The 22,951-nt window shown below is 50.6% G+C and carries 23 protein-coding genes; 11 read left to right on the forward strand and 12 right to left on the reverse strand.

The features are described 5' to 3' along the window. A complete protein-coding gene (locus tag GQE98_RS05560; protein ID WP_161314626.1) occupies window positions 1-1,245 on the forward strand; it encodes an APC family permease in 1,245 nt (414 codons plus the stop codon). Window positions 1,246-1,289: 44 nt separating this feature from the next. On the opposite strand, the gene GQE98_RS05565 is transcribed toward GQE98_RS05560, so the two are convergent. Further along, window positions 1,290-2,096, reverse strand: a complete 807-nt coding sequence (locus GQE98_RS05565) for a glycosyltransferase family 25 protein (protein ID WP_161314627.1) — start codon at window positions 2,094-2,096, stop codon at window positions 1,290-1,292. A gap of 39 nt (window positions 2,097-2,135) precedes the next feature. Further along, the gene (locus GQE98_RS05570; RefSeq protein ID WP_161314628.1) at window positions 2,136-2,813 is read right to left on the reverse strand and encodes a gamma-glutamylcyclotransferase; all 678 of its coding nucleotides are present in this window, start codon (window positions 2,811-2,813) and stop codon (window positions 2,136-2,138) included. A gap of 87 nt (window positions 2,814-2,900) precedes the next feature. Here GQE98_RS05570 and GQE98_RS05575 point away from each other — a divergent pair, with 87 nt between their 5' ends. After that, window positions 2,901-3,350, forward strand: a complete 450-nt coding sequence (locus GQE98_RS05575) for a DUF1499 domain-containing protein (protein ID WP_161314629.1) — start codon at window positions 2,901-2,903, stop codon at window positions 3,348-3,350. Here the strand turns inward: GQE98_RS05575 and GQE98_RS05580 are convergent. Together GQE98_RS05580 and GQE98_RS05585 are read right to left on the reverse strand one after the other, a co-directional pair. Next, window positions 3,347-4,081 carry a sulfotransferase-like domain-containing protein gene (locus GQE98_RS05580; protein ID WP_202526100.1) on the reverse strand — a complete coding sequence of 245 codons (735 nt, stop codon included), beginning with the start codon at window positions 4,079-4,081 and terminating at the stop codon, window positions 3,347-3,349. The genes GQE98_RS05575 and GQE98_RS05580 overlap by 4 nt on opposite strands. A gap of 53 nt (window positions 4,082-4,134) precedes the next feature. After that, entirely contained in the window at window positions 4,135-5,340 is a 1,206-nt protein-coding gene (locus GQE98_RS05585) for an acyl-CoA dehydrogenase family protein (protein WP_161314630.1), read from the reverse strand. Window positions 5,341-5,464: 124 nt separating this feature from the next. On the opposite strand from GQE98_RS05585, the gene GQE98_RS05590 reads away from it, so the two are divergent. Beyond that, window positions 5,465-5,863: a rhodanese-like domain-containing protein gene (locus GQE98_RS05590; protein ID WP_161314631.1), complete on the forward strand. Its 399-nt coding sequence runs from the start codon at window positions 5,465-5,467 to the stop codon at window positions 5,861-5,863. Window positions 5,864-5,902: 39 nt separating this feature from the next. Here GQE98_RS05590 and GQE98_RS05595 read toward each other — a convergent pair whose 3' ends face one another. Then, window positions 5,903-7,924, reverse strand: coding sequence for an AsmA family protein (locus GQE98_RS05595; RefSeq protein ID WP_161314632.1), 2,022 nt, complete (start codon window positions 7,922-7,924; stop codon window positions 5,903-5,905). Between the two features lie 138 nt (window positions 7,925-8,062). On the opposite strand from GQE98_RS05595, the gene GQE98_RS05600 reads away from it, so the two are divergent. After that, entirely contained in the window at window positions 8,063-8,764 is a 702-nt protein-coding gene (locus GQE98_RS05600) for a DUF1194 domain-containing protein (RefSeq protein ID WP_161314633.1), read from the forward strand. Between the two features lie 15 nt (window positions 8,765-8,779). Here the strand turns inward: GQE98_RS05600 and GQE98_RS05605 are convergent, their stop codons facing one another. Next, window positions 8,780-9,394: a flavin reductase family protein gene (locus GQE98_RS05605; RefSeq protein ID WP_161314634.1), complete on the reverse strand. Its 615-nt coding sequence runs from the start codon at window positions 9,392-9,394 to the stop codon at window positions 8,780-8,782. A 295-nt stretch (window positions 9,395-9,689) separates the two neighbouring features. Between GQE98_RS05605 and GQE98_RS05610 the strand changes: the two genes are divergently transcribed. Further along, entirely contained in the window at window positions 9,690-10,274 is a 585-nt protein-coding gene (locus GQE98_RS05610) for a GNAT family N-acetyltransferase (RefSeq protein ID WP_161314635.1), read from the forward strand. On the opposite strand, the gene GQE98_RS05615 is transcribed toward GQE98_RS05610, so the two are convergent. The 4 genes from GQE98_RS05615 to GQE98_RS05630 are packed head-to-tail and all read right to left on the reverse strand — an operon-like array spanning window position 10,242 to window position 17,004. Beyond that, complete coding sequence (locus GQE98_RS05615; RefSeq protein ID WP_161314636.1) at window positions 10,242-12,332, reverse strand: hypothetical protein; 2,091 nt, start codon at window positions 12,330-12,332, stop codon at window positions 10,242-10,244. The two genes, GQE98_RS05610 and GQE98_RS05615, sit on opposite strands and share 33 nt — an antisense overlap. After that, window positions 12,329-15,097 carry a DUF4159 domain-containing protein gene (locus GQE98_RS05620; RefSeq protein WP_161314637.1) on the reverse strand — a complete coding sequence of 923 codons (2,769 nt, stop codon included), beginning with the start codon at window positions 15,095-15,097 and terminating at the stop codon, window positions 12,329-12,331. The genes GQE98_RS05615 and GQE98_RS05620 overlap by 4 nt, the downstream gene beginning before the upstream one ends. Beyond that, a complete protein-coding gene (locus tag GQE98_RS05625) occupies window positions 15,097-16,002 on the reverse strand; it encodes a DUF58 domain-containing protein (protein WP_161314638.1) in 906 nt (301 codons plus the stop codon). Before GQE98_RS05625 ends, GQE98_RS05620 begins: the two co-directional genes overlap by 1 nt. 3 nt (window positions 16,003-16,005) lie before the next feature. Then, window positions 16,006-17,004, reverse strand: a complete 999-nt coding sequence (locus GQE98_RS05630) for an AAA family ATPase (protein ID WP_161314639.1) — start codon at window positions 17,002-17,004, stop codon at window positions 16,006-16,008. Between the two features lie 110 nt (window positions 17,005-17,114). Between GQE98_RS05630 and GQE98_RS05635 the strand changes: the two genes are divergently transcribed. Genes GQE98_RS05635 through GQE98_RS05650 form a run of 4 tightly spaced genes read left to right on the forward strand, consistent with a single transcriptional unit; the run spans window position 17,115 to window position 19,839 of the window. Then, window positions 17,115-17,699 (forward strand): DUF1285 domain-containing protein, encoded by a 585-nt coding sequence (locus tag GQE98_RS05635; RefSeq protein WP_161314640.1) that lies wholly within the window; start codon window positions 17,115-17,117, stop codon window positions 17,697-17,699. Then, on the forward strand, window positions 17,680-18,333 hold the full coding sequence (locus GQE98_RS05640) for a CoA pyrophosphatase (RefSeq protein WP_161314641.1): 654 nt from the start codon (window positions 17,680-17,682) through the stop codon (window positions 18,331-18,333). Before GQE98_RS05635 ends, GQE98_RS05640 begins: the two co-directional genes overlap by 20 nt. After that, entirely contained in the window at window positions 18,330-18,611 is a 282-nt protein-coding gene (locus GQE98_RS05645; RefSeq protein WP_161314642.1) for a DUF6111 family protein, read from the forward strand. Before GQE98_RS05640 ends, GQE98_RS05645 begins: the two co-directional genes overlap by 4 nt. 7 nt (window positions 18,612-18,618) lie before the next feature. Further along, complete coding sequence (locus tag GQE98_RS05650) at window positions 18,619-19,839, forward strand: CCA tRNA nucleotidyltransferase (RefSeq protein ID WP_161314643.1); 1,221 nt, start codon at window positions 18,619-18,621, stop codon at window positions 19,837-19,839. On the opposite strand, the gene GQE98_RS05655 is transcribed toward GQE98_RS05650, so the two are convergent. After that, on the reverse strand, window positions 19,825-20,685 hold the full coding sequence (locus tag GQE98_RS05655; protein WP_161314644.1) for a hypothetical protein: 861 nt from the start codon (window positions 20,683-20,685) through the stop codon (window positions 19,825-19,827). The two genes, GQE98_RS05650 and GQE98_RS05655, sit on opposite strands and share 15 nt — an antisense overlap. A gap of 128 nt (window positions 20,686-20,813) precedes the next feature. On the opposite strand from GQE98_RS05655, the gene GQE98_RS05660 reads away from it, so the two are divergent. Then, entirely contained in the window at window positions 20,814-21,080 is a 267-nt protein-coding gene (locus GQE98_RS05660) for a hypothetical protein (RefSeq protein ID WP_161314645.1), read from the forward strand. A 102-nt stretch (window positions 21,081-21,182) separates the two neighbouring features. Continuing rightward, window positions 21,183-22,241 carry a bifunctional transcriptional activator/DNA repair enzyme AdaA gene (locus GQE98_RS05665; protein WP_161314646.1) on the forward strand — a complete coding sequence of 353 codons (1,059 nt, stop codon included), beginning with the start codon at window positions 21,183-21,185 and terminating at the stop codon, window positions 22,239-22,241. A 7-nt stretch (window positions 22,242-22,248) separates the two neighbouring features. Here the strand turns inward: GQE98_RS05665 and GQE98_RS05670 are convergent, their stop codons facing one another. Then, entirely contained in the window at window positions 22,249-22,950 is a 702-nt protein-coding gene (locus GQE98_RS05670) for a transglycosylase SLT domain-containing protein (RefSeq protein WP_161314647.1), read from the reverse strand. Window position 22,951 lies beyond the last annotated feature (1 nt).

Here is a 22,951-nt window from a genome sequence, read left to right on the forward strand (position 1 = left end):
ATGCTCGATGCGGAAGGAAGCGGCCCGGTAACACATGAGGTAAGTCTGAAGCGCAAGCTTACGCTGCCTCTTCTGATCCTGTACGGCCTTGGCGTTACGATCGGCGCTGGAATATATGTGCTGGTGGGAACGACTGCCGCTCGAGCCGGAGTATACGCCCCGGTATCTTTTCTCATCGCCGCGACAGTTGTTGCTTTTACCGGTTTTGCTTATGCCGAATTATCGACCCGCCATCCTGTTAGTGCAGGGGAAGCAGCTTACGTGCGAGCGGGTTTTAATTCTAACAGTCTGACGTTAATCGTTGGATTGTTGGTTGCGGCATCGGGAATTGTCTCATCAGCCGCAGTTTCAATCGGAGCTGCGGCCTATATCGGCGAGATTGTTCCGTTATCACAGACCTTTCTATCGATCGCTATAATACTGATTGTCGGGGTTATTGCTGCATGGGGAATTTTGGAATCTGTGTTCATCGCCGCCGTTTTTACGATAGTTGAAATCGCAGGATTAGGCTTTGTAATTTACTTTGGCATCAGTTCTGACCCAGCTATTATTTCGAAAGTCGGGACCTTGTTCCCTCCCTTGGAAGGGGTTGTCTGGGGCGGCATTATTTCTGCAAGCTTGCTCGCTTTTTTTGCTTTTGTGGGTTTTGAAGATATCGCGAATGTCGCGGAGGAAGTTGTCGAACCCCATCGAACATTGCCGCGTGGAATTATTCTTACCCTCGTGGTCGCGACAGTCCTCTACTTTCTTGTAGTGTCTGTTGTCGTCCTCGTGGTTCCCATGGCGGAGCTTTCCAGCTCTGCCGCACCGCTCGCTCTTGTCTTTGAGAAAGCGGGAAGTACCGCATCAGGAATTTTTCGACTTATTGCCATCATAGCAACAACCAATGGGGTGCTGATTCAGATTATCATGGCGTCCCGGGTAATTTATGGTCTCTCTAAACAGAAAAGCCTGCCGTCTTTCCTTTCAATTGTTAATCCGGTGACGAGGACGCCACTTACCGCGACCGCTATAATTGTCGCGTTGGTGCTCTTATTCGCGACGCTACTGCCCATTGATCAATTGGCCGAAGCGACGTCTTCAATTGTCCTGTTAGTTTTTTCATTAGTGAATCTCGCCCTGATCCGCCTGAAAATGACAGCTCCACAGCCTACAGAAGGCGTATTTGTCGTGCCCCTCTGGGTACCGGTGATGGGGTTGCTTACAAGCATTGCTCTTCTGATCTCAGGACTGTTGCCGATTTAGTCTGGAATTGCAGAATCACTTAATTCGCTGGCCGTTATTGTTATCTAATTGGACAAATATTTGCGGTCACGGAACCAGCTTAGAAAATAAACAATTCTCTTTCCTGCTCCGTTACTCAGCTTGTACCAACACCGGCAAAACGGGTGGAGCAGCTTCGTAAGTCCGCGGATCTGCTTTGAATTGTCGAAGCGCGCATCCCCGATGGTAGAGGGCCCCTCCAAATCAGGGGTAACTGGAGATGGGTGAATAAGTAAGGTTTCCAGGCATGTTTGCCAGGCACGACTATGAATAATATCCACGGGTATCCAGTTTCGGTGCATGAAGTGAAGCAGACGTTTTGCAGCCTCTTGGGTCAGCAGATAGGCATAGGCCCCACTGGGGGATGTCGGGACGCGCGTTATGTCGTAGCCATGGCGTAGAGAGGCAAGAGAACGATAGCCAATATCGAAAACCTTGCCATGGCCGACAAAGCGGATCAGGTCCCATGGGACGCTGCACCCTTGAAGATCCTCAATGACGTCCTTGAAATTATCAGCAAGAAAAACATCATCTTCCAGTATGAGCGCGCATGGAATTTTGTCCGTCACCATTTTTTCATAAATTGCCCGGTGGGAGAGCAGGCAGCCAATTTCCCCTGCCTTTAAATCCTTCCCGAAATAGCGGCGGCGCTTTTCGCCGTCATAGTCAGCAAGATTTGGAATATCGAGTTGATAGCCATCAACGGCCTCAAAAAAGATTGGGGTCAATCCGACTTTTGCAAGACGTTCCGTCATATCAGCCCGGCGCTGTTGGTCTTTTGGCCGGTTGATGACGAAAACAGGCGGCAGGGCGGTGGAAATATCGGTTTTCAAAGCATGTGACTCACGTAATAAAAACGTACCCGCAGATTGTTAGGCGATGTCGTTCTGATGATCAAGCTTTCTCATTTTTTGCTGGATTTCGTGTAGATAGCGGTCTTGCACATTCATCTCATCCAGATGAGCAATGGTATTATTGAGATAGTCGCGACAGGTGCCAAGGTGCCCTTCACCAGAGGCAAGCAATTGCACGGTTTCTTCCATACCGATATTCGAAACATAGCGTGGGTGGGATCGATTAATGACGAAAGTCAGGCCTTTTACCTTTCTGTCTGGCAACTGAATATGAATATGCCGGGCATTATATGCCCCTGAGACCATTTCCCGCATCCACAGGATATCCGTCTCGCTATCAATCTTTTCCGGTGCGATGTGAAACGCCCGACCTTTGCAGGAGCCCCCATGATCGAGGGCGAGCATCAAGCCAGGCTTTTCCGGACTGCCTCGACCAATAGATGCCTGCAAACAAAAGCGCCGGCGAAATCCGAATAAACGCGCGGGCTGCCACTCCGTGAAGTGAAACGCCGGGTTCCACAAGAGGGATCCATAACCGAATACCCACAACCCATCATCTTTTACAATGTTAGATAGAAACGCATGGCGGGTAGCCTCGCGCTCCTCGTGAGACAGGGCATGAAAAGATCCGTGGCGGTTTGCCTCCCGAATGAGGTTATCTATCCGTTCTCGATTAAATTCTTCTCGCACAAGCATCGTATTTATTTGAACTTTCTTGCTATAGTTCGCTAATCTCCGTGTTTAATTAGGGATTATAAGGTTTTTTACAAAGCGAGTAAGATAATGTTGAAGAAACTTTTAAAGAATGTCCAGAGGCCGCAGCTGGATTTTTCATCTCTACAGAGGCCACGCAAACCAAATACCTACTTGATGTCGCCGCCGGATTACTGCCTTTATCCCCCAAAAACCATTAGTCCGATTTTCGAAATCAGTTCAGCTGAATTGGCCGAGATGTTTGAGGCCGTTGTCCTTGCTGAACCAAGAACCGAGAAAATCGGTAGCCTGGAAATCAATAAGGACCTGCAGACTGACTATGTGCAATATTCCAAGCTGATTGGCTATCCTGATACAATTACGGTCCGCTTTATTGATCTGGGTGGTGAAGAATCGACCTTGGCTGTTTTTAGTCGAGCTCATTATGGCTATCGCGATTTCGGCGTCAATGAAGCGCGTGTGAAAGACTGGATGCGAAAACTTGATTTTGCTGTGAAGAAGGCGGTGAACAAATCCTAAATTTTATGGGAGCGGAGCGCTTCAAAATAGGGCAACTGCTCTGCCAGTAACCCTTCCAACTCTGGTTTCAAGACGATATCGCGCTCTTCGTATGGGGCGAAACCGGTCGAGTCTTCAACGGAAGCGTACCAATGTTCTGCCCAGATCCCATCTTCCGGCCGCCGCCCTTTCGGCCAGCCAAGCATTCTCTGCTGCCAGGGAATATCAAGGGCATTGCATAGCTTTTTCAGCATCTCAGCTGGGTTTTTCAGGATGTCTTCTGCCTCAACGACGACAGGTGTTTGACCAGTGAGTTTTTCAATGGCCCTGAATATTTCGAGCTGCCGTTTGATGCCAATATCTTCCGTTGAAATCCGGTCCCATTTGGCAGCATAGGACGCAATAACCCTCTTGGGATCTCGGATAAGAAAGCAGTTGCGATGTTTCACCAAAAAGCCAAGGTCGACTTCTGGAAGCATGTGATGCGTCATATGCTTGATGTAGAGCATACTTCCCGCTGGACGAGACGCGTTCAGATCCCCCGCGACCACTTTCCAGTCCGTCGGCTGGCTTGCGATCACTTCCTTATACATGGGATGCTTGAGGCCGCTTGTCGCAAGATAATAGGCGTAGAAGGGCTCGTCCACAGCCTGACATTCGGGCCGACTACCGAAGGATCGCATCATCGCTGTGGAAATATTTCTTGGTCCGGACCACATTGAAATTCGGATAGCTTCATCCTTACCTGTCATGATCCGGTCCATATTGCACAAGGCGAGCACGTCACGATGAAGTCGCTCACTACCTAGAGGCCGAGGATCAGCTTGGCCATGATGTTGCGCTGAATTTCGTTTGATCCGCCATAGATAGAAACCTTGCGGGCATTGAAATATCGAGGTGCAACGCCGCTGGCGTAATCCGCACCGATCGGTTCCTCATTCTGGCCCGGATACAGCGGTGTAAAAGGCATCGAATATGTGCCCACTGCTTCAAGCGCCATCTGGACAACTTCCTGATACAGGTCTGTGCCCCGGCATTTCATCAGGGAGGATTCAGGGCCCATATTCTGGCCGGAGCTCAGCTTGCTAAGGATGCGCAGCTCGGTCATTTCAAGGGCCTGAACAGCAACCTCCAATCGTGCGAGCTTGGCATTGAAGGCAGCATTCTTTATGACGGGTTCCCGTCCATCGACTTCCGCTGCGGCGATAGTACGTATTTTTTCGACACCGCGCTTGAGGCGGCCGGCATAGGCATTGCCCCGCTCAAACTCAAGGAGGTACTTGGCGTAGGTCCATCCCTTGTTGACTTCGCCGATGAGGTTTTCCTTTGGAACCTTCACATCGTTGAAGAAAACCTGGTTGACCTCCTGCGCACCCTTGATCGGTAAGTCGAGGGTTTGAATGGGATCAACGGTTATGCCTTCGGATTTCATATCGATCAGTAGGAATGAAATGCCTTCCTGACGCTTGCCTTCATTTGATGTTCTGACAAGGCAGAAGATCCAGTCGGCATACTGCGCGAGGGTCGTCCAGATTTTTGAGCCATTGCAAAGGAAATGATCGCCCTTGTCTTCCGCTTTCATTTGCAGGCTGGCAAGGTCGGAACCTGATCCTGGCTCAGAGTAGCCCTGACACCACCATACTTTGTTGTCGCGAATATCCGGGAGGAAGCGCTGTTTTTGTTCTTCGCTGCCGAACTTCATGATGACCGGTGCGCACATGCTAATGCCGAAAGGAATGACGCCCGGCGCATTGGCGTTCGCCATCTCCGTCTGGAAGATATATTTTTGTGTCGTTGTCCAGCCGGGCCCACCATGTTCCACGGGCCAGTCCGGAGTGAGCCAACCTTTCTTCGCTAACGCGTCCTGCCAGCGGACATGATCATCCTTCGGAAGGTAGTTGTTCCGGTTTTCCGCCATTTTCTGCTTGAGATCTTCGTCGAATTCCTCCGCCAGAAATTGGCGTACCTCGTCCCGAAAAGCGTTATCTTGCTTGGTAAATGAAAGGTCCATTCTCATTCTCTCTTTTTTATCTCGACGTACGCTAGTGGCGTCCTGTAATGGTAAATAGTAACACCATATATAGGGCGGAAGACAAGGTTGTTTTCGTCATTTGAAGCGAGAAGGAGCAATAATAATGAAAAAAGGTGTCAAACAGCTTGTTGAAGAAGCGAATAGCGAAATCGAAACGGTATCGATTGAAGATGCGCTCGCACTTCATGGTCAGGAAAATGTAACCTTTGTCGACATCCGCGATATTCGGGAATTGGAGCGGGACGGTCAGGTGCCCGGCGCGGTTCATGCGCCGCGCGGCATGTTGGAATTCTGGGTTGACCCTGATAGCCCGTATCACCGTGATTTGTTCGCCAACGGCAACCGTTTCGTTTTCTATTGCGCATCAGCCTGGCGGTCTGCGCTTGCAACGAAGGCTGTTCAGGAGATGGGCCTGCCGAACGTGTGTCATATGGAAGGTGGATTTGGCGCCTGGAAGAAATCCGGCGGCGCTATAGAGGAACGCAAACCGCGGGAAAGCTAACTTTCCCGCGGGCCATTTGTCAAAGCTCAGGCTTTGCCTTTAATTCTTTTTGCCGCCGAGCAACCCGCCGGCGGCATCAAGCAGGTTCTTCACGGCAGCAGGATCCTTTTCCTTTACCCCCTTCAGGGTATCCTTAACTCCGTCGCCAGATCCTTTTGCCCCTTCAAGAAGTTTCTTTACACCTTCAGGGTTTGTAGCGTTTTTGAGTACGCCAGCGAGATCGGGTGCATAATTCAGGTTATCCCATGAGCCGGTGACAAGGATAGGAACAGCAACACCAGTCGCTTCACCGCCCCCCTGTCCTTCGGTCGTCGCGACCAGTTTCGGCTCAATCCGGTAATTGACGGTTTGCTGAGGAAGTTCAACAGTTCCTGAACCGGTAAGCCGGATAAATGGGTTCAGCATTTTGAGGTCATCATTCGTGAGGATCCCATTGGTAATCTGATAGGTTCCTGAAATTTCTGCGAAGTCCGTTTTCTGTTCTTCGCCGCTATCTGTGAAGGCGGTCGTTATATTGCGGGCCATAGCGGCAAGATTGACCCCAGATATGGAACCATCTTCAAACAGGATCTGACCATTTCCATTGAGGGCGTTCACCATGTCAGCTTGTGATTTTCCACTCGTTGAAAGATCGGTTTGGAACATCCCTTTGCCTTCCAGCTTCTCGAAATCCGCTGCGTCAGTCAGTAGCGGATTCAACTGAATATTTTCAACGGTCACGGCGTTTGTGATCTTCAATGTTGGATTCTGTGCATCCAATCGAATTGTAGCCCGTCCAGTACCCTCGTAGAGATTCATTTCATTAAGCGCGAGATCAAGGATCCCATTCTTAAGCGTGGTTGCGAGGGCGCTGGCGCCGATTTCGATTTTCTTGAACAGGATTTGCTGAACAGAAAGATCGAATTTGGCGTTAACCGTCTTCAATGCGGACAAGTCAATCGGGGTCGTATCCCATTTTTCTCCCGATGCTTTTTGTGCCGGGGCGGTCGGGGCTTCTGCGCTGCCTTCTCCACCTTCATCTGCAGGGAGATATGGGTTCAGATCCAGCGTCTCAAGCGCCAATTTGCCGACAATATCCGGAACCTTGCCGCCGAGATCGATACTGAAATCGCCGGCGCCAACAATTTCATCAAAGCTGATGTTGGCCTCTGAAAAGCTGTACTTTGTATCGTTTGCGCCAAGCTTGCCACTGATCTTAAAGGGTCCGAAGCCGGTTTCTGAGACGCCCTCCAGAGGAGCACCCGCCCAAGCCGCAAGATCTCGCACCGACGGGAGATCTAGTGTTGTGGTTCCGCCAAGGTTCAGGGGCTGGATACTTTTCACCTGCCCGTCAAAATTGAGGTTAATATTCTTGGATTTAACATCGACAGCGGCGGTTGTCTCAATGTTTTCCAGAATGCTGCGAAGAGCACCAACGTTGACATCAAGTTCGACCTTTTCGCTATTCCAGACGGCACTGCCTTTCGCTTCAAATGGCTGCTCAAGACCAAGAAGTACGAGCTCAATATTGATATCGCTGAGATTTATATCGGTGCCGCCGCTCTGGTCGATATAATTGACCACACCGTCGACGATACGCACATCCCCAAGATTTAGATCAGATATGCCAAGGTCAGCTGCGCCGCCCTCGGAACTCGCGGACTCTGTTGCCTTGGGTTCTTCTTCCTTCTTGGCAGTATCAAATTCCCAATTTGCCTTGCCGCTTTTATCGACTGCAAGATTGATGACTGGTTTGGTCAGGATAAATTCATCAACCTGAACATTCCCGGTAATCAGTGGCATTAGACTAAGCTTGACAGTGAGGCTATCGATGGTCGCCATGTCAGCATTCTGTGCGCCGGGAGCGTTAGAAAAAGTGACTGACTCTGCGGTTACGCCCAATGTTGGAAAAACGGAGAGGTTGAAGTCACCGTTGATTGCCAGGTCCCGGCCCGTGGCATCATTGGTTGCCAGAATTAATTCCTGTTTGATCCGGTCCGTTGGCACAATGAAGGGAAGAGCTACCACCAAGCCGACGATGACCACCAGAATCACAACGATTGCGATGACAATTTTTTTCATGATCTACTCTCTTCTAAATTTGTAATCTTTTTCAATAATGACATAAAAGATGGGCCGGGTCATGACCCTTTGGAAAGTTGGTCATACTTTTGCCGTGAATTACGATAGACTCGTACTCTCCTATTTAAACTGGGATATATGAACAAAATTGCAATGAAATGGCTAACCTTGATCGCGGCTTTTATCTTCGTGCTAGCACCAAGAGTTGAAGCTATCGCCGAAGAAGTGGATATGCAACTCGTACTTGCCATCGATGTATCGTCCAGCGTGAACTATGATGAATATAATCTGCAGATGCGCGGATTTGCAGAGGCGTTTCGAAGTGACCTCGTTATTGAAGCGATTGCCGCGGGTCCGCGAGGGCTAATAAGTGTTGCCGCCACCCATTGGGCAGGTCTGGGTGAACAACAGGTCATTCTCGACTGGCACACGATTGCGGGTCCGGAGGATGCACGCGATTTCGCTGACCAACTGGATAATGTGTCGCGTACATTTCCCTATGGCGGAACGGCGATTGCGGGGGCGCTGGATCATGCTTTTTCCCTTTTCCGACAAGACCGTAACACGTCTATGCGCAAGGTCATTGATATATCTGGAGATGGCGTTGTTTCCATCGGGCGCCCGCCCGAAGTGGCACGGGACAAGATTGTTGCTGCGGGCGTTATCATTAATGGCCTGCCGATCCTTAATGATGAGCCGGAGTTAGATAGCTATTACCGGGACAAAGTGATTGGCGGGATTGGTGCCTTTACTGAAACGGCGAAAGGGTATGATGACTTTTCCCGCGCCATAACCGAAAAGCTGGCGCAGGAAATCCGTGGGACCTGGCAGGGGGTTTAGCTAAGGGCTAACCCCTCAGACGACAGGGCGGTTCATGGAAAAGACGTCTTCGACATGGCAGTAATCCATGTATCCGAGGCGTGCGAGGGGCTGATATTTCTTCATATCAATCATGCCGTCGACGATAATTTCATCGCTGATATGGATGCCGACAACTTCCCCCAAGACCATTGTATTGACCACTTTCGGGTTGTGGGAGGGCAGGTTAATGGTCTTGTGAAGCACGCATTCCAAATGGGCAAGACTTTCCTTGACGCGAGGAGGCTTGACGAGGGTGGAAGGTTCTTTGGTCAGTCCGGCATAGTCAAACTCGTCGATAGATCGGGGCAGCATGGCCGAACTCAAATTCATCTTCTCATGCAGGCTGTAGGAGACCATGTTGCATACAAATTCCTTCGTTGCCTCAATATTATCAAGTGAGTCCTTGGCACCTCCTTCGGTGTGACTGCCATTGATCCCCATCGCAACGATCGGAGGGTTTTCGGACATTGCGTTGAAAAAGCTAAATGGCGCCAGATTGACGGAGCCGTCGGCGGCAAGGGTGCTGATCCAGCCTATCGGGCGCGGGGCAACAATGGCCTTGAAGGGACCATGTTTCAGACCATGGGGTTCGGATGGTTTGTAAAACATTCGAAATTTCTCCAGCAAAATGCGAGGGTTGCGCGCCCGCTATCTTAAAGATTTAGAAACTAGTCTTTGATATTGAAGCAGGCAAGGCATGATTTATCTCTTTCCTTAAAACCACGCCTGTGATATTTGCGCTTTATGAACAAACAGATGACCAAATTGCGACGACGACAGGCTGCTGCCCTTATTTGTGCTGCCGCTTAAATAGCCTTTGCTTTGGTCAGAAAAGATTTCATGACGGTTCGGGGCTCCTTTTGAGAGGCATATTGTCTAACCCGTAAACTATTGGAATTCCGTCATGCCCCAGATTATTCACGAGCAGCCAGAACATGCAGAGCAGATCGAACCACTGCTTGATCGTTGTTTCGGTCCGGACAGGTTCAAGAAAACTGCATATAAAGTTCGTGAAAACACAACACCTTTGCCAGAACTGAGTTTTGTCACGGTAGAGGGGGACAAGCTCCTCGCTACAATTCGTTACTGGCCGATTGTGATCGGTAATGTCACGCCGGCCTTGCTCCTCGGGCCGATTGCCGTGGAACCGGACTTGCAGGGTAAAGGGATTGGTGTTGGTCTCATGCGGGAGACATTAAAAGTTGCCAAAGAACTCGGTCATCATCTCATTGTTCTTGTTGGTGATCCAGAATATTACAGTCAATTCGGTTTTGAGAATGCGGCAGATCATGGCTTCAAAATGCCGGGGCCGGTTGATGAGCGGCGGCTCCTTGTGAAAGAATGTAAGCCCGGGGCACTTGATAATGTATCTGGCCTGATTACTGGCAAACCGTTTGAACTTGCGCCATCGGGCCGGGTTGCCACAGAGGTGGAAACAGAAGAAGTGATCGCGGAGCTAGCGGCCTTCGCGCCACCAGCCGATGCATAGAAAGGCAAGAGCGAGCAAAAGTGTAACGAGTGGGGGTAACATGGCTTGGCGGTCATATCCCGTCACTTCATAATTCTCGTTGGCACGCAAGCCAAACCAGTAATCCGCAGATTGACGATTATCTGGCTTCGTACGTCTGAAATCTGGAAGACCATCCGTTTCCAGCCAGCGTATGCCGCCATCTGTTGCCTTTGCAGCATTTGCAATTTTTTCCGCACTGGCACGGATATCGTGCAGTTCCTTCGGGTTAAGCGCTCCCACGGCAACCAGCGACTTTTGCTGACCATCCTCCAACGTATGAAGGCCGCTGGTTTGCAGAGGAATAGTTCCTGTTTGCGTCCCATCCTCACCTACAGATAAGGAAAGTTCCGTAACATTCCCGTCAGGGTCGGTTACGGAAACCGATGCCGGGGCCAAATCAAGGGAACGGCGCTGGATTTTAAGATTGTTTCCCGAGACAATACCCTTCAACTGTTCTTCTTCCAGTTCGGGTTCCTTCATCAGCCAGTGGGAAATGCGGCGAAGAAGTTCCGACTGAGGTCCGCCTCCCTCAAACCCTCTCCCCCAGAGCCAGGCGTGGTCCGAGAGAAGCTGTGCTACACGGCCGTCCCCGCTTCGTTCAAGGATTAGAAGGGGCTGGTTTGATGGACCAGTCATCAGGATTTCGCCACTGAGAGCCTCCGCTTCAATCATTCGGAACCAGCGACCCCATTTCTCGCTCCTGTTTGCGTTTGTCCTTAACTGCCCTGTTACCGGATGCCGTTTTCCGGTATCGCTAAGCGTCGGGACGTACCCTTCGGTAAAGATATAGCCGGTTGGCCGTCCGGGAAGCACTTCTGATAATGGAGTCTGATACAGGCTGAGCGGTGTTGCAAAAGCAGGACCTGCGGCTTCCAGAAGAGCCCCACCATCTTTCACATAACGGGAAATATTGTTAAGATAACTGGACGGCAGGACACCACGCCGACGATATCGATCAAAAATAATCAAATCAAAATCATTGAGCTTTTTCTCGAATAGATCGCGGATCGGAAATGGAATAAGGGAAAGTTCCGTGATCGGTGTCCCATCCTGTTTTTCTGGCGGTCGCAGGATTGTAAAATGTACAAGATCAACAGACGGATCAGATTTAAGGATGTTTCGCCAACCTCGTTCTCCCATATGAGGCTCGCCTGATACGAGTAAAACCTGTAGCCTGTCCCGTATGCCGTTTACAGTGATATAGGAGCTGTTGTTTTTTTCGGTTAGTTCACCATCAAGTGGATCGACCGTAATTTCGAAAAAATTTGCGCCCCCATGATTTAACGTTAATTCAAGCGTAAGATCCGATCCGATTTGGGCGAGATCCGCCGCGACTTCCTCGCCATCCTGCTTGATCGTTACCCGCGCCGCCTGAATGGGTTCGCTAAGTCCAAAATCTTCAACCTTGATGATGAATTGCAATGGCTGGTCGACAATGCCGAAGGTTGGTGCTTTCACAATTTTTAGCACGCGATCCTTTTCGTCGGGCTCCCCGGTCAGCAAAAAATGAACGGGACCGGCTTCCTTTAATGTATCCTCATTTTCAGGCACGTCATGAATCTGGCCATCAGTGATAAAGATTGTAGCCGATATCCGATCTGGGGAAATGTTCTTGAGCGTTTCCTTTCGCGCGTCAAAAGCGTGTGTACCGTCCTCGTCCCCGAGAAGAGTGGTTGTCTCGTTTTTAACTGTCACCGTCTCAATCTTCAGACTCTCAATTGAGTCAAGACGGACTTTAAGTTCGCGATACGCTGCATTCGTCATTTCGCCGCGGCGGCCTATCTTTTGGCTATTGGTTTCATCCATGACTATGATGGCTATATCGTCAAGAAATTTGCGTTTTTCTGTCAGGAGGACTGGATTCGCGAGCATGAGCAATAGTAGTGCCAAAAGTGCAGTTCGCAGCAATGTCCCGCGTCCCCGTCGCCAAAGGGCAAAGAGGGAAATACCTAGGCAGATCACGGCAAGGATGGCCAGCCAATCAAGCGAGAGATAAGGACTAAAGCCGAGCGACGAGACAAAGCTTTCTTCTCTCATTGCCCAAGCCTTTCCAGAATTGCCGGAATGTGAACCTGATCGGCTTTGTAATTTCCCGTCAGTGTATACATCACCAGATTGATGCCGAAACGATATGCTAATTCTCTTTGTCGCTCGTTCCCGGGAAGGGTTGCCGCCTGATAGCGGCCATCGGCATCAATTGCCCAGGCGGCGGCCCAGTCATTACTGCCAATTACGACTGAAGCAACCCCGTCATTTCCCTGAATGCCGGTGGTATCCTCAATCCAGACATCGCCACCGTCATACCGACCTGGGAAGGTCTGCATAAGGTAAAAGGCGCGGGTAATAACATGGTCTGGGGGTATCTGATGTATTCTTGGAATATCAAGCCGTGCTGTTAACTGCCGAAGGCGAACATTCTCCGGGCTGTTATATAGGTCTGTTCCAAAGCTGCCCGCACTGTTCTGGTTGCGGGTATCGAACAGGATTGTTCCGCCACCATTGAAATAATTATTGATCTTGAGTATCGCATTTTCTGAAAGAGGGGGATATTCCGGCGTAATTGGCCAATAGATCAGTGGATAGAATATGAGTTCATCCTGCTCGATATCAATTGGAAGAGGATCCCTGGCTTCGACGGCCGTTCGGTTTCTGAGTTGTCGGCTGAGGCCGGCCAGCCCATTGTGGCTCATCCTGTCGACCGCTGGGGCGTGGGTACGGATATAGCCCAGCCGGGTATCGAGCGTCGCCGCAAGTGTCATGGCGTCACCGTCAAGATCAGCTTCCTGTGCAGATGTCCCAGCAGGTTTAACAACCACGCTGAGTCCGATTGCAATGAATATCCCGAGAACTCGCGATACCCTTCTGAACGAATACAGTTTACCTTGTAAGTGAAGCGAAATGATCTGGTCGATTAATACCAAAAGAAGAGCGGCAAGAATAACGGGGAGCACCAGATCGATAACGGCAGACCTATCAAAATATCGGACCGTTGCTGGAAACTGGCTCATATCAGCGAGTGAATAGTCCGTATCAAACTGACCAAGGTTAATCGCAATGCTGAAGTTTTTGTCCCCATAGTATCCAGGTGGATGGCTTGCACTCAGGATCAGGCTGTCCATTGTTGCAGTATTGATCGGTTCGGCTATACCAGTTTCGCTGTTGAGACCGCCAAATCCGTCCATCAATTGAAATGGCGGTAGGTTCCGTGAGTCGGATATGTTCTGGCTGGACACTTGACCGAGGTTTCCAATTTCACGCAGCATTTCAACAAATAGGCCCGAAATAGCAAGGTTTGACCATTCAGGGGTTGCTGTGGTGTGAAACAGCACTAGCCATCCAGCGCCTTGCAGGCGGGCGGTGACCAGCGGGGTGCCGTCTTCCAACTGAGCCCATGTCTTATCAAGCAGATCCGGAGATGGATTGGCGAGAACCTGTTTGTTGATGGTGACGTCCGCCGGAATCTTGAGGCCTGCAAACGGACTGTCCGCAGGAATGGGACCTAATGGAGCCGGTTGGTTCCACGACATGGCACCCTGCAGGCTTCGATTGCCTGAGCGAAGTTCAACAGGCACGAGGGCGCCGCTTGAATTGGTAAGTTTTGGACCGGCAAATCGAACCAGAACACCGCCCTTAGTGATCCAATCGACAAGTCTTCTTTCAGCGCCCTTGGGTAAGTTTGCCGTATCCCCGAGCGCGATAAGGGAACGATCCTCTATTAATAACTCTTCAATTGTGCCTTGGGTTATATCAAAAAACGGCGAGAGTGCCTGTGTTAGATAATGAGTTTCGTCCAGAAGAGGCTGGTCGCCCTGTTCGGAAGTGCTGGTGACAAGGCCAACCTGCCGTCGCTGCCAACGCTGATCTAGCAGAAAGGTGCCGCCCGCATTTTTACTGTTTGTGATTTCCAGTCTGCGGATATCGTTGCGAATTTTGTTTGGTATATTCAACGAAACAGTTGTCGCACTTTTGCTGTCTGAAAATGAGAATGGGACCGAGACTAAAATTTTCCCGTCCTCCGTTTTTGCCGTTAATACGCCTTCACTATTTGAGGCGCCAGTCGGAAGAATCAGGGGGATGTCCAGTTTTTCACTACCAATCTTGGGAATGCCAATGATAGGTGGGGCAACAATGTTCTCTTCATGAAAAATGCTCAGGGGGCCAATTTCCGCAAGATCTGAAAAGAACTTACTAAGATCGGAGAAATCGGAGCTGCGCAGTATACTACTCGATAGCCAGATAAATTCTGGATTGTTGAGAGTGTTGAAGCGAGGTAATAGGTGAGGAAGATTGCTGTATTGCGACGGCCAGGCTTTGGGCTCCAAAGAGGCGGCAATGCCGACTGCTTCCCGACTAGCCAGAGGTTTTAGCGATGGCAGGCTTCCTTCCGGTCGCCGGGAAGTAGTAACGATATAAACCTGCCGGTCCTGTCGGGTTGTTTCCTGCACCAGCTTATTGAGGGTAGTCTTCAGGCCATCCCAGGATTCCGCAGCAGTCCAACCATCATCTACAATCAGAACTACATCGCCCCCTTTATTACGTTGTTCGGGGAGATTCAAAATGGGTCCGGCAATCGCGAGGATGATAAGTGCTGCGATCACTAACCTTAGTAGCAAGAGCCACCATGGTGTTGTCGCAGCCGACTGTTCATCCTTTTTGAGACGGTAGAGAAACCGGATTGCGGGAAAAATAACAGATTTTGGCTGTGGCGGGACAATTCGCAAGAGCCACCAGATCAGCGGCAACGTCAAGAGGGCCGTGAGGACCCAGGGAAACAGAAATGAGAGGGAAGTCAGCGCCGCCATTATGGTTTGGGCCTCCGAATATTCAGCGCCGAATACAATGCGGCAAAAGCTTCGCTTGCGGGCGCATCGGTTCGGTGAAAGCTATACTCCCAGGAAACATTTTTCGCGATCCTGATCAGTTCTTGTCGATGTGCGTCAAAAAGAGCCTGATAATCATCTCTCACAACTTCAACCTTGCCCAGAGTCAAGCTGTCTTCCTCGGCCATGGAAAGAAATCGGGTGCGACCTTGAAACGGTAAGTCCGCTTCCACCGGGTCGGCGATTTGTAGCAGGAAGCCACGACACCCAAGATTAACAAAGTGGCGTACAGTCTCGGCAATCTCTGATGGCTCACACAGAAAGTCACTGATCAGCACAACCGTTGATTTGCTGGACAGCCGATCCGCGAGTTTAAGATCGGGCAGTGACGGGCTTTGCATTTCCAGAACACGTCCGACAAAACGGTTAAAAGAGGTGGGGCCGGTCGACGCTTTCTCCGCCTGTCCAAACAGGCCAAATTTTTCGCCACTTTTTGAAAGCGAGAGTGCCAGTGCCATGCTGAGCAGGGTGGCGCGTTCCAGCTTGGACTGTTCTGTAAGATCCGAAGCGTAATCCATTGTCAGTGAGTTGTCCCGCCATAGCCAGACTGTCTCAGCAGTTTCATGCTCTTTCTGTCGGATATAGACCTGTTCGCGCTTAGCGCTTTGTCGCCAGTCGATGCTTGTTGTTGGGTCATCCGGGCCGTATTGTTTGAACTGCCAGAAATCCTCTCCCGTTCCGGCTCGCCGTCTACCGTGAACCCCAATATCAAACGCGTTGACTAGATGTTCTGCGGCCAGTATCAGCGGCGGTAACGTCTGCGCAAGCCTCTCGGCTTTAACCCTTTCCTGGAGCGGTGAGGTGTTTGCGCGACTCGGTTTGAACATATTTCACTCCAATGGGGCGATGAGTGAGTCGATGATATCCTCCATCGTTATATTTTCTGCGCGGGCAGCGTAGGAAAGCGCCATCCGATGGCGTAATATTGGCTTGGCAAGTACGACGACGTCATCGATTGACGGGCTCAGTCTTTTTTCCAGCAAGGCGCGCGCGCGAACCGCGAGGATGAGCGCCTGGCTCGCTCTTGGACCCGGACCCCAAGACACATATTTTTTAACGAGCTCATTTTGGCTGTCTTCCGGACGCCCCTCCCGCACCAGTTTCAGGATGGCATCGATGACCGCATCGCTGACCGGCATTTCTCGCACCAGATGCTGGGCTTCGATCAATTCCGCCGGTGAGAGAATCTGCGCCGGAACAGCTTCTTCATTAACCGTAGTTTCCAGCAGAATACGTCGTTCTGTCTCCCGGTCCGGGTAGCCAACGTTAATCTGCATCAGAAAACGGTCTAGCTGCGCTTCCGGCAGGGGATAGGTGCCCTCCTGCTCTATCGGGTTCTGCGTGGCGAGTACATGGAAGGGTGTCGGCAAAGGATGGGCTTGGCCAGCAACCGTTACCATTTCCTCCTGCATCGCCTGAAGCAGGGCGGATTGGGTGCGTGGGCTGGCCCTGTTGATCTCATCTGCCATCAGGATCTGGCCAAATATGGGGCCTTTAAGGAACTTGAAATGGCGACTGCCATCGTCTGCCGTTTCAAGAATTTCCGAACCCAGAATGTCGGCTGGCATCAAATCCGGGGTGAACTGGACACGCTTGTCATCCAGTCCAAGCACACTGCCCAATGTTTCGACAAGCCGGGTTTTAGCCAACCCCGGAACCCCTATTAGCAGGGCGTGGCCGCGTGCCAGTAGAGTGATTAAGGTAAGTTCGACCACTTGGTCCTGACCAAAAATAAACTCTCCGATACCGGATTTTAGGTCAGAGAATTTTCCAGAAAGCCTGTCGACTTTCTCAAGAATTTCCCGTTCGGTGCTATCAGTTGTTTTCATGTGGGCCTGTCATCATCTGAGAAAAATGAGTAATCTAAACCGGCGAATTGATAGCCAGCGACGCCTAACCTAAATATAGTATCAAATAACGAGCATTTAAGGCTAAAATTATGACAACTGCGGAGACAAAAGACGGTCTGGGGGCGATCCTCAAACAGATTAAAGGACAGAAACATCCTCCTGTCCATCTGTGGAATCCCGAATTCTGTGGAGACCTTGATATGCGAATAGCCCGGGATGGGACCTGGTTCTATCTTGGGTCGCCTATTGGCCGAAAACCACTTGTAAAGCTGTTTTCCGGTGTTATACGGCTTGATGATGATGGCAAATACTATCTTGTAACGCCAGTCGAGAAGATTGGTATTACGGTCGATGACGCGCCCTTTGTTGCTGTGGAAATGTTCATCGAGGGCGAAGGTAGAGACCGAGTTGTTAGCTTCCGTACCAATGTTGACGATTTCGTGATCTTGGATAAGGAGCATCCGTTTCGGCTCGAAATTGATCCGGATACGAAAGAGCCATCGCCCTACGTGCGGATTCGCACAAATCTGGATGCGCTGATCAATCGGCCGGTTTTCTATGATCTTGTAAATCTTGCCGAAGAGGAACGTATCGATGGTAAGGACCGCTTTGGTTTCTGGAGCAGCGGCCAGTTTTTTGAACTCGGATTGATGAATGACATTTTTGACGAATAAGAAACAGGATCTAACGGAGGTCTTGCGCCAGTCTCTGGAGCCTGTACCGAAGGCAGTATCACCAGCCTTGGAATTAACCGGGGCAATACGTGGTGATCATGATTTAAATCCGGCAACTGCCCCTAATCATGCACTTCCTTTTGTACCGGCGGCGGTTCTGGTGCCCATCGTTCTCCGGCGGGATGGCCCCACCGTCATTCTGACCCGACGCGCGACACATCTTTCCAAACATGCCGGACAGATTAGTTTCCCCGGCGGTCGAGCCGATGAGGGGGACGAGAATGCGGTTGCAACTGCGCTTCGCGAGTCACAGGAGGAAATTTCCCTTGCGCCAAATTTGGTGGAGGTCATTGGATCCCTGACAACCTATATTACAGTGACTCAATATTCTGTGACTCCAGTTGTCGGGCTTGTGGAACCAAAATTCGATCTCCGGCCGGAGGTTGGCGAAGTATCGGAAATTTTCGAAGTGCCGCTCGATTTCCTGCTTGATCAGGCAAACCGGAAGAAACATAGTGGGTTTCGAAATGGCGTAGAAAGATTTTGGTATGCGATCCCTTTCGGCGAGTACTATATTTGGGGTGCCACTGCTGGTATGATTAAGGATTTATCGGAACGGATAATGCAAAAATGATCAGAGCTATACTCTTTCATATCATTCCTCTCCTACTTCCTTTTATCGTTTATGGTGTGTATCTGTATTTCAACTCCCGCTCTGGAGGAGACAAGAAATGGGGCAAAACCTCCCTTGCCGTGGCAACAATATCTGGCCTTTTGTTGATGGCCGTGAGCCTGATCGTACTGGGCCTTGTGAGTGGCGAACCCCGTGAGGGGACGGTCTATGTGCCGCCGCGTTTTGAAGATGGCCGGATAATAGATTCACAGATTGTGCCCGCCGAAAAGAAAGAGTGATGGCAGAATGCCAAATGGTCGGATGCTTACCGATATTGTCGCGCATCCCCCCGCTTGGTGGCGTTGGCCAGAGACCAAGGCAGTTATTAATGCCTTGAGAAATGAAGGCGGTAGCGCGCGTTTTGTGGGCGGGTGCGTTCGTGATGCGCTGCTAGGCCTTGCCACAGAAGATATTGATATCGCGACTGACCTGCTGCCTGGTTCCGTTATTCAGGGGCTTGAACGGGCGAATATTTTAGCGCTTCCGACGGGTCTTGATCACGGTACGATAACAGCCGTTCTGAATAAGCGCCATTTCGAGATTACAACCTTGCGGGTCGATCTGGTTGGCCATGGCCGCCATGCCGATATTGCCTTTACCCGCGATTGGGAGCGAGATGCGGAGCGACGGGATTTTACCATTAATGCGCTGTATCTTGACCCAGAAGGGGAGTTGATAGATCCGGTCGGTGGTCTCGCAGACCTGAAGATGAGCCATATTCGTTTTATCGGTAACGCGGACGATCGGATCCGTGAAGACAGATTGCGTGTCTTGCGCTTCTTTCGTTTCTTTGCCCGATTTGGTGATGATAATCCGGACCAACATGCCCTGCATGCCTGCGCGAGAGCGGCTGGACAACTGGATACCCTGTCGGTGGAACGGGTGCAGAAAGAGTTGATGCTACTTCTCGATACCCAAAATCCTGTTGCAGCACTGGATCTAATGGAAGAAACGGGTGTTCTTGAGGCTATTATTGGAAGAAAGCCGGATCTATCTATGTTGCGGTTACTGCTATCTCTTGAAGTTCCGAGTGATGCGCTGCAGCGTTTTGCGGCACTCCTTTGTGTCCAGATGGACGATGTTTTGAAACTCGCCAATAAGCTCCGCTTTTCCAACAACCAGAAGCAGAGGCTCGCCGTAATGTGTGCCGGCGACGTAAAAGAGAATATGTCAGTTCAAGAGCTTAGGGAGGCTCTCTATCAACTGGGGAAAAAGGGGTTTGAGGATCAGGTGATGATGCTTTGGGCGCAAATTGGAGCGGGCAAGGACCTAAGCTCCTATCTTTTGGAAGCGGCAAGCTGGCAGGCTCCCCAACTTCCCGTTACTGGCAGCGATCTCCTAAGCCATGGAATTGCAGAGGGCGCCGAGCTTGGTAACCTGTTAAGAAAAATGGAGGTGCACTGGATTGCTTCCGGATTTAAATCTACCAAGGCGGAGTTACTCCGGGAAGTTTTACCGGACGCCTAAGATCCAACCTTCTTCAATCCGGCATTTTTTTTCTTCTAACGGAGTTAGCCAATCAGGTGCGGCAAAGGCCTCCTGCGCAGCCCCTAAGGTAATTTTATCCAGCAGCCAATCCCTGCAGGCTAAAACTTGCCGGGCATCCTTGATAGGATGGTCATAGAGTTTATGGCCATTGAGGCTTGGCCAGATTTCTGTGAGGATGATGCCGCTTAAGTCAGCTTCCCAGTTTGTCTCAAACGGCCAGAATTTTACACGATGTGCCAGATCAGGTAAGTGGGCAAGATCATTGAGTTCTTTTAGGCCTGTAAGGGACTGACTGCCTACGGAGCCGACGGTATATAGCTTCCAGACGGTGGAGATTGAATGTTCCTTCCTTTCGTTCCGGAGAAATTTTTCAACGACGCGCCATTCCTCAAACTTGTCATGAATAAAATCAGGCTTTTTAGTTGTAAGGTAGTCAGAAGCGGCGGTAGCCGGGCACCCCCAAAAAGGCCCGGATCTGCCAGATATGGCTCTATTGAAACTTGCAGCAACCTCAAAACGGTTGTTCCTGTCCGTGCTATCTGAGACCAGATCAAGTGCAATGCGTGAAGCCGCGTTACGCCCTCCACCAAGTCCACTGCCGCTCGGATAACCGAATGGAAAATCAAAGCCGACGCAGGCTGGACCTTCATGACTTGTGAGTAATTCATGAATACGCTTCATGCAGGCGGAGCGGGTCCGAAAATACTCTGCATCGGAGTGGGTTGCGCTATCAGCCCAGGCGATCCAGCACCTGTCTGCTGAGGGTGAGGCCGGTCCGGGTGAGGCCGCTGCGGACCAATCCACCATGATGACAAGATCAAACAACCTAAAACCCTTTTCCCAAGCTTCTAATACCCTGTGAGCCGAATATATTATGATAAACCAGTGTATTTACCATGGAATTACCTACATTAAAGGGATCAGGCTTATAAACCATGCCAGAGGATTATGCGATGAAACAGGTTATTTTGGCTTCAGCGGCAACAGTTTTTCTCACTCTCGCTCCGCCAGCTTTCGCTGATGAGCAGAAAGATAACCCGGAAAACCTGGCGCTTCAGGGTATAACGAAGCTAATGGACGCCTTGGGAGCATTTATCGGATCTATTCCGCAGTACGAAGCCCCGATAATGAATGATAATGGCGATATCATTATACGCCGTAAACATTCCGAAAAGGACGAAACAGAACAGGAGCCTAAACTGGAGGAAACTGCAACCTGAACCAGTCTGCCGCGAAGGTAATTTCATCGCGGAAATCGGATAGTCGGCAAGCAATGAATTGTCTAGATTACCTCTCAATATAGATTGAGATGGATAAAGAAAATGACGAATGATGCAAGACTGAATGCCGTCATGAGCCGCGACAAGCAAGCGGACGGAAAATTTGTCTATGGTGTGAAAACAACAGGTATCTATTGCCGTCCCTCCTGTCCCGCGCGTAACCCCAAGCCGGAAAATATTCGCTTTTTTGAGTTGCCGGATATAGCAGAAGTCGAAGGTTTTCGTGCCTGTCGTCGTTGTCGGCCCGACTTGGTAAAAATTGCTGATCCCAGCCTCTCCCTGACCCGTCAGATATGTCAGTTAATCCAACAGCATATCAAAGAGCAAACAGGCGAAAAACTTGCGCTTGGCTGGTTAGCGAGTGAAACGGGATATAGTGAGGATCATCTTTCCCGCAGTTTTAAGAAAATACTCGGCATTTCCCCGATGGAATATTACGACAACTATCGGACGATTGCGTTCAAGGCAAATGTTAAGGCCGGAGAAAGTATCTCGGAAGCGTCTTATGGCGCGGGTTTCGGGTCCGCATCCCGTCTCTATGAAAAGGCTCATGCACGATTTGGCATGACCCCCGCATCTTACGCAAAGGGTGGGGAAGGGGCCGAAATTGCTTATGCTTTTGCCGAGTGCTTTCTTGGCCTGATGCTGGTTGCCGGCACACGTCATGGTGTCTGCGCGATCTATTTTGGCAATGATGAGGAAGCGCTTGTCACTGAACTCAATCTCGAATTTCCCCGCGCCGAGATTGCTGCCGATATTGGCCTGCTTGCCAACTGGACCAAGGCGATAGTGGAATTTCTACAAGAGTCGTCTGCCGCGCTGCCGGAAATTCCCCTTGATATGTATGGTACCGCCTTTCAGCGGCGAGTTTGGCAGGCGTTGCTCCAGATCGGACCGGGCAAGACGCGAACCTATCGTGAGCTTGCTGAAGATTTAGGGGCTCCGAAATCCGTGCGGGCGGTGGGGCGGGCCTGTGCGACGAACCCGGTTTCGCTCATCGTTCCCTGCCATCGGGTAATTGGTACGGATGGTAAGCTGCATGGATACCGTTGGGGTCTTGAGCGGAAGGAGGCATTGCGCAAATGGGAAGGTGCCCTCTAGTTTCGGATTATGAAGCCGGTGCTGCCGCTAATTTCTGTTTATTCTCCTCGGTAAAACGCCGCTGGCTTGCCTCCTTAATACGATCTGCAAGCTGCTCCCGTTTCAGCCGGTAAGCTTCGCGCGCCGCGGACATTCTGGCCTCTGTATCCTTACGCCGTTCCTTTTGCCATATTTTCAGAACTTTTTGTCGATACGGGACATTATATTTTTGGGTACGCGAATGGTAATGAGCGATTGCAATGTTCCAGGACCGGCTTTCCTCTCTTAGGCTTTTGAGGAGTTTTGCGGCATATTGCGTGTTCTGCCTGGGGTCGAGTGCGGCATCCAGATCCTCAAAGGCTTCCGGGTGGTAATGAAGGTTGACCTGCATACATCCGACATCAATGTTTTTGACGCCTTTCGCCTGTAGGGACTTTACTTCCTCAATGGCTGCGGACTTGCTCGGCAGATATCGTCCTCGCCCCTCGGCATAAACGGTCCAGGGCCAGGCAATCATTTCCTGCTTCTCCTTGTGCCAATGTCCGCTCTCGGTTAAAGAAACAGCGGTCAAAAGCCGCTTGGGCAGACGCTGCTCGCGCTCAGCCGCTGTCACGGCTTTACCGCAGGTTTCAGCGTGTTCAGGGGCTTTTGCAATGACACTGGCAGCATTTGATGCCGGTATTTCCAAAGCTAACAAAATAAAAACCACAGACCAGATTATAATACGCATT

This window comes from Sneathiella litorea, from assembly GCF_009882915.1.
In the GTDB taxonomy this organism is placed as follows: domain Bacteria; phylum Pseudomonadota; class Alphaproteobacteria; order Sneathiellales; family Sneathiellaceae; genus Sneathiella; species Sneathiella litorea.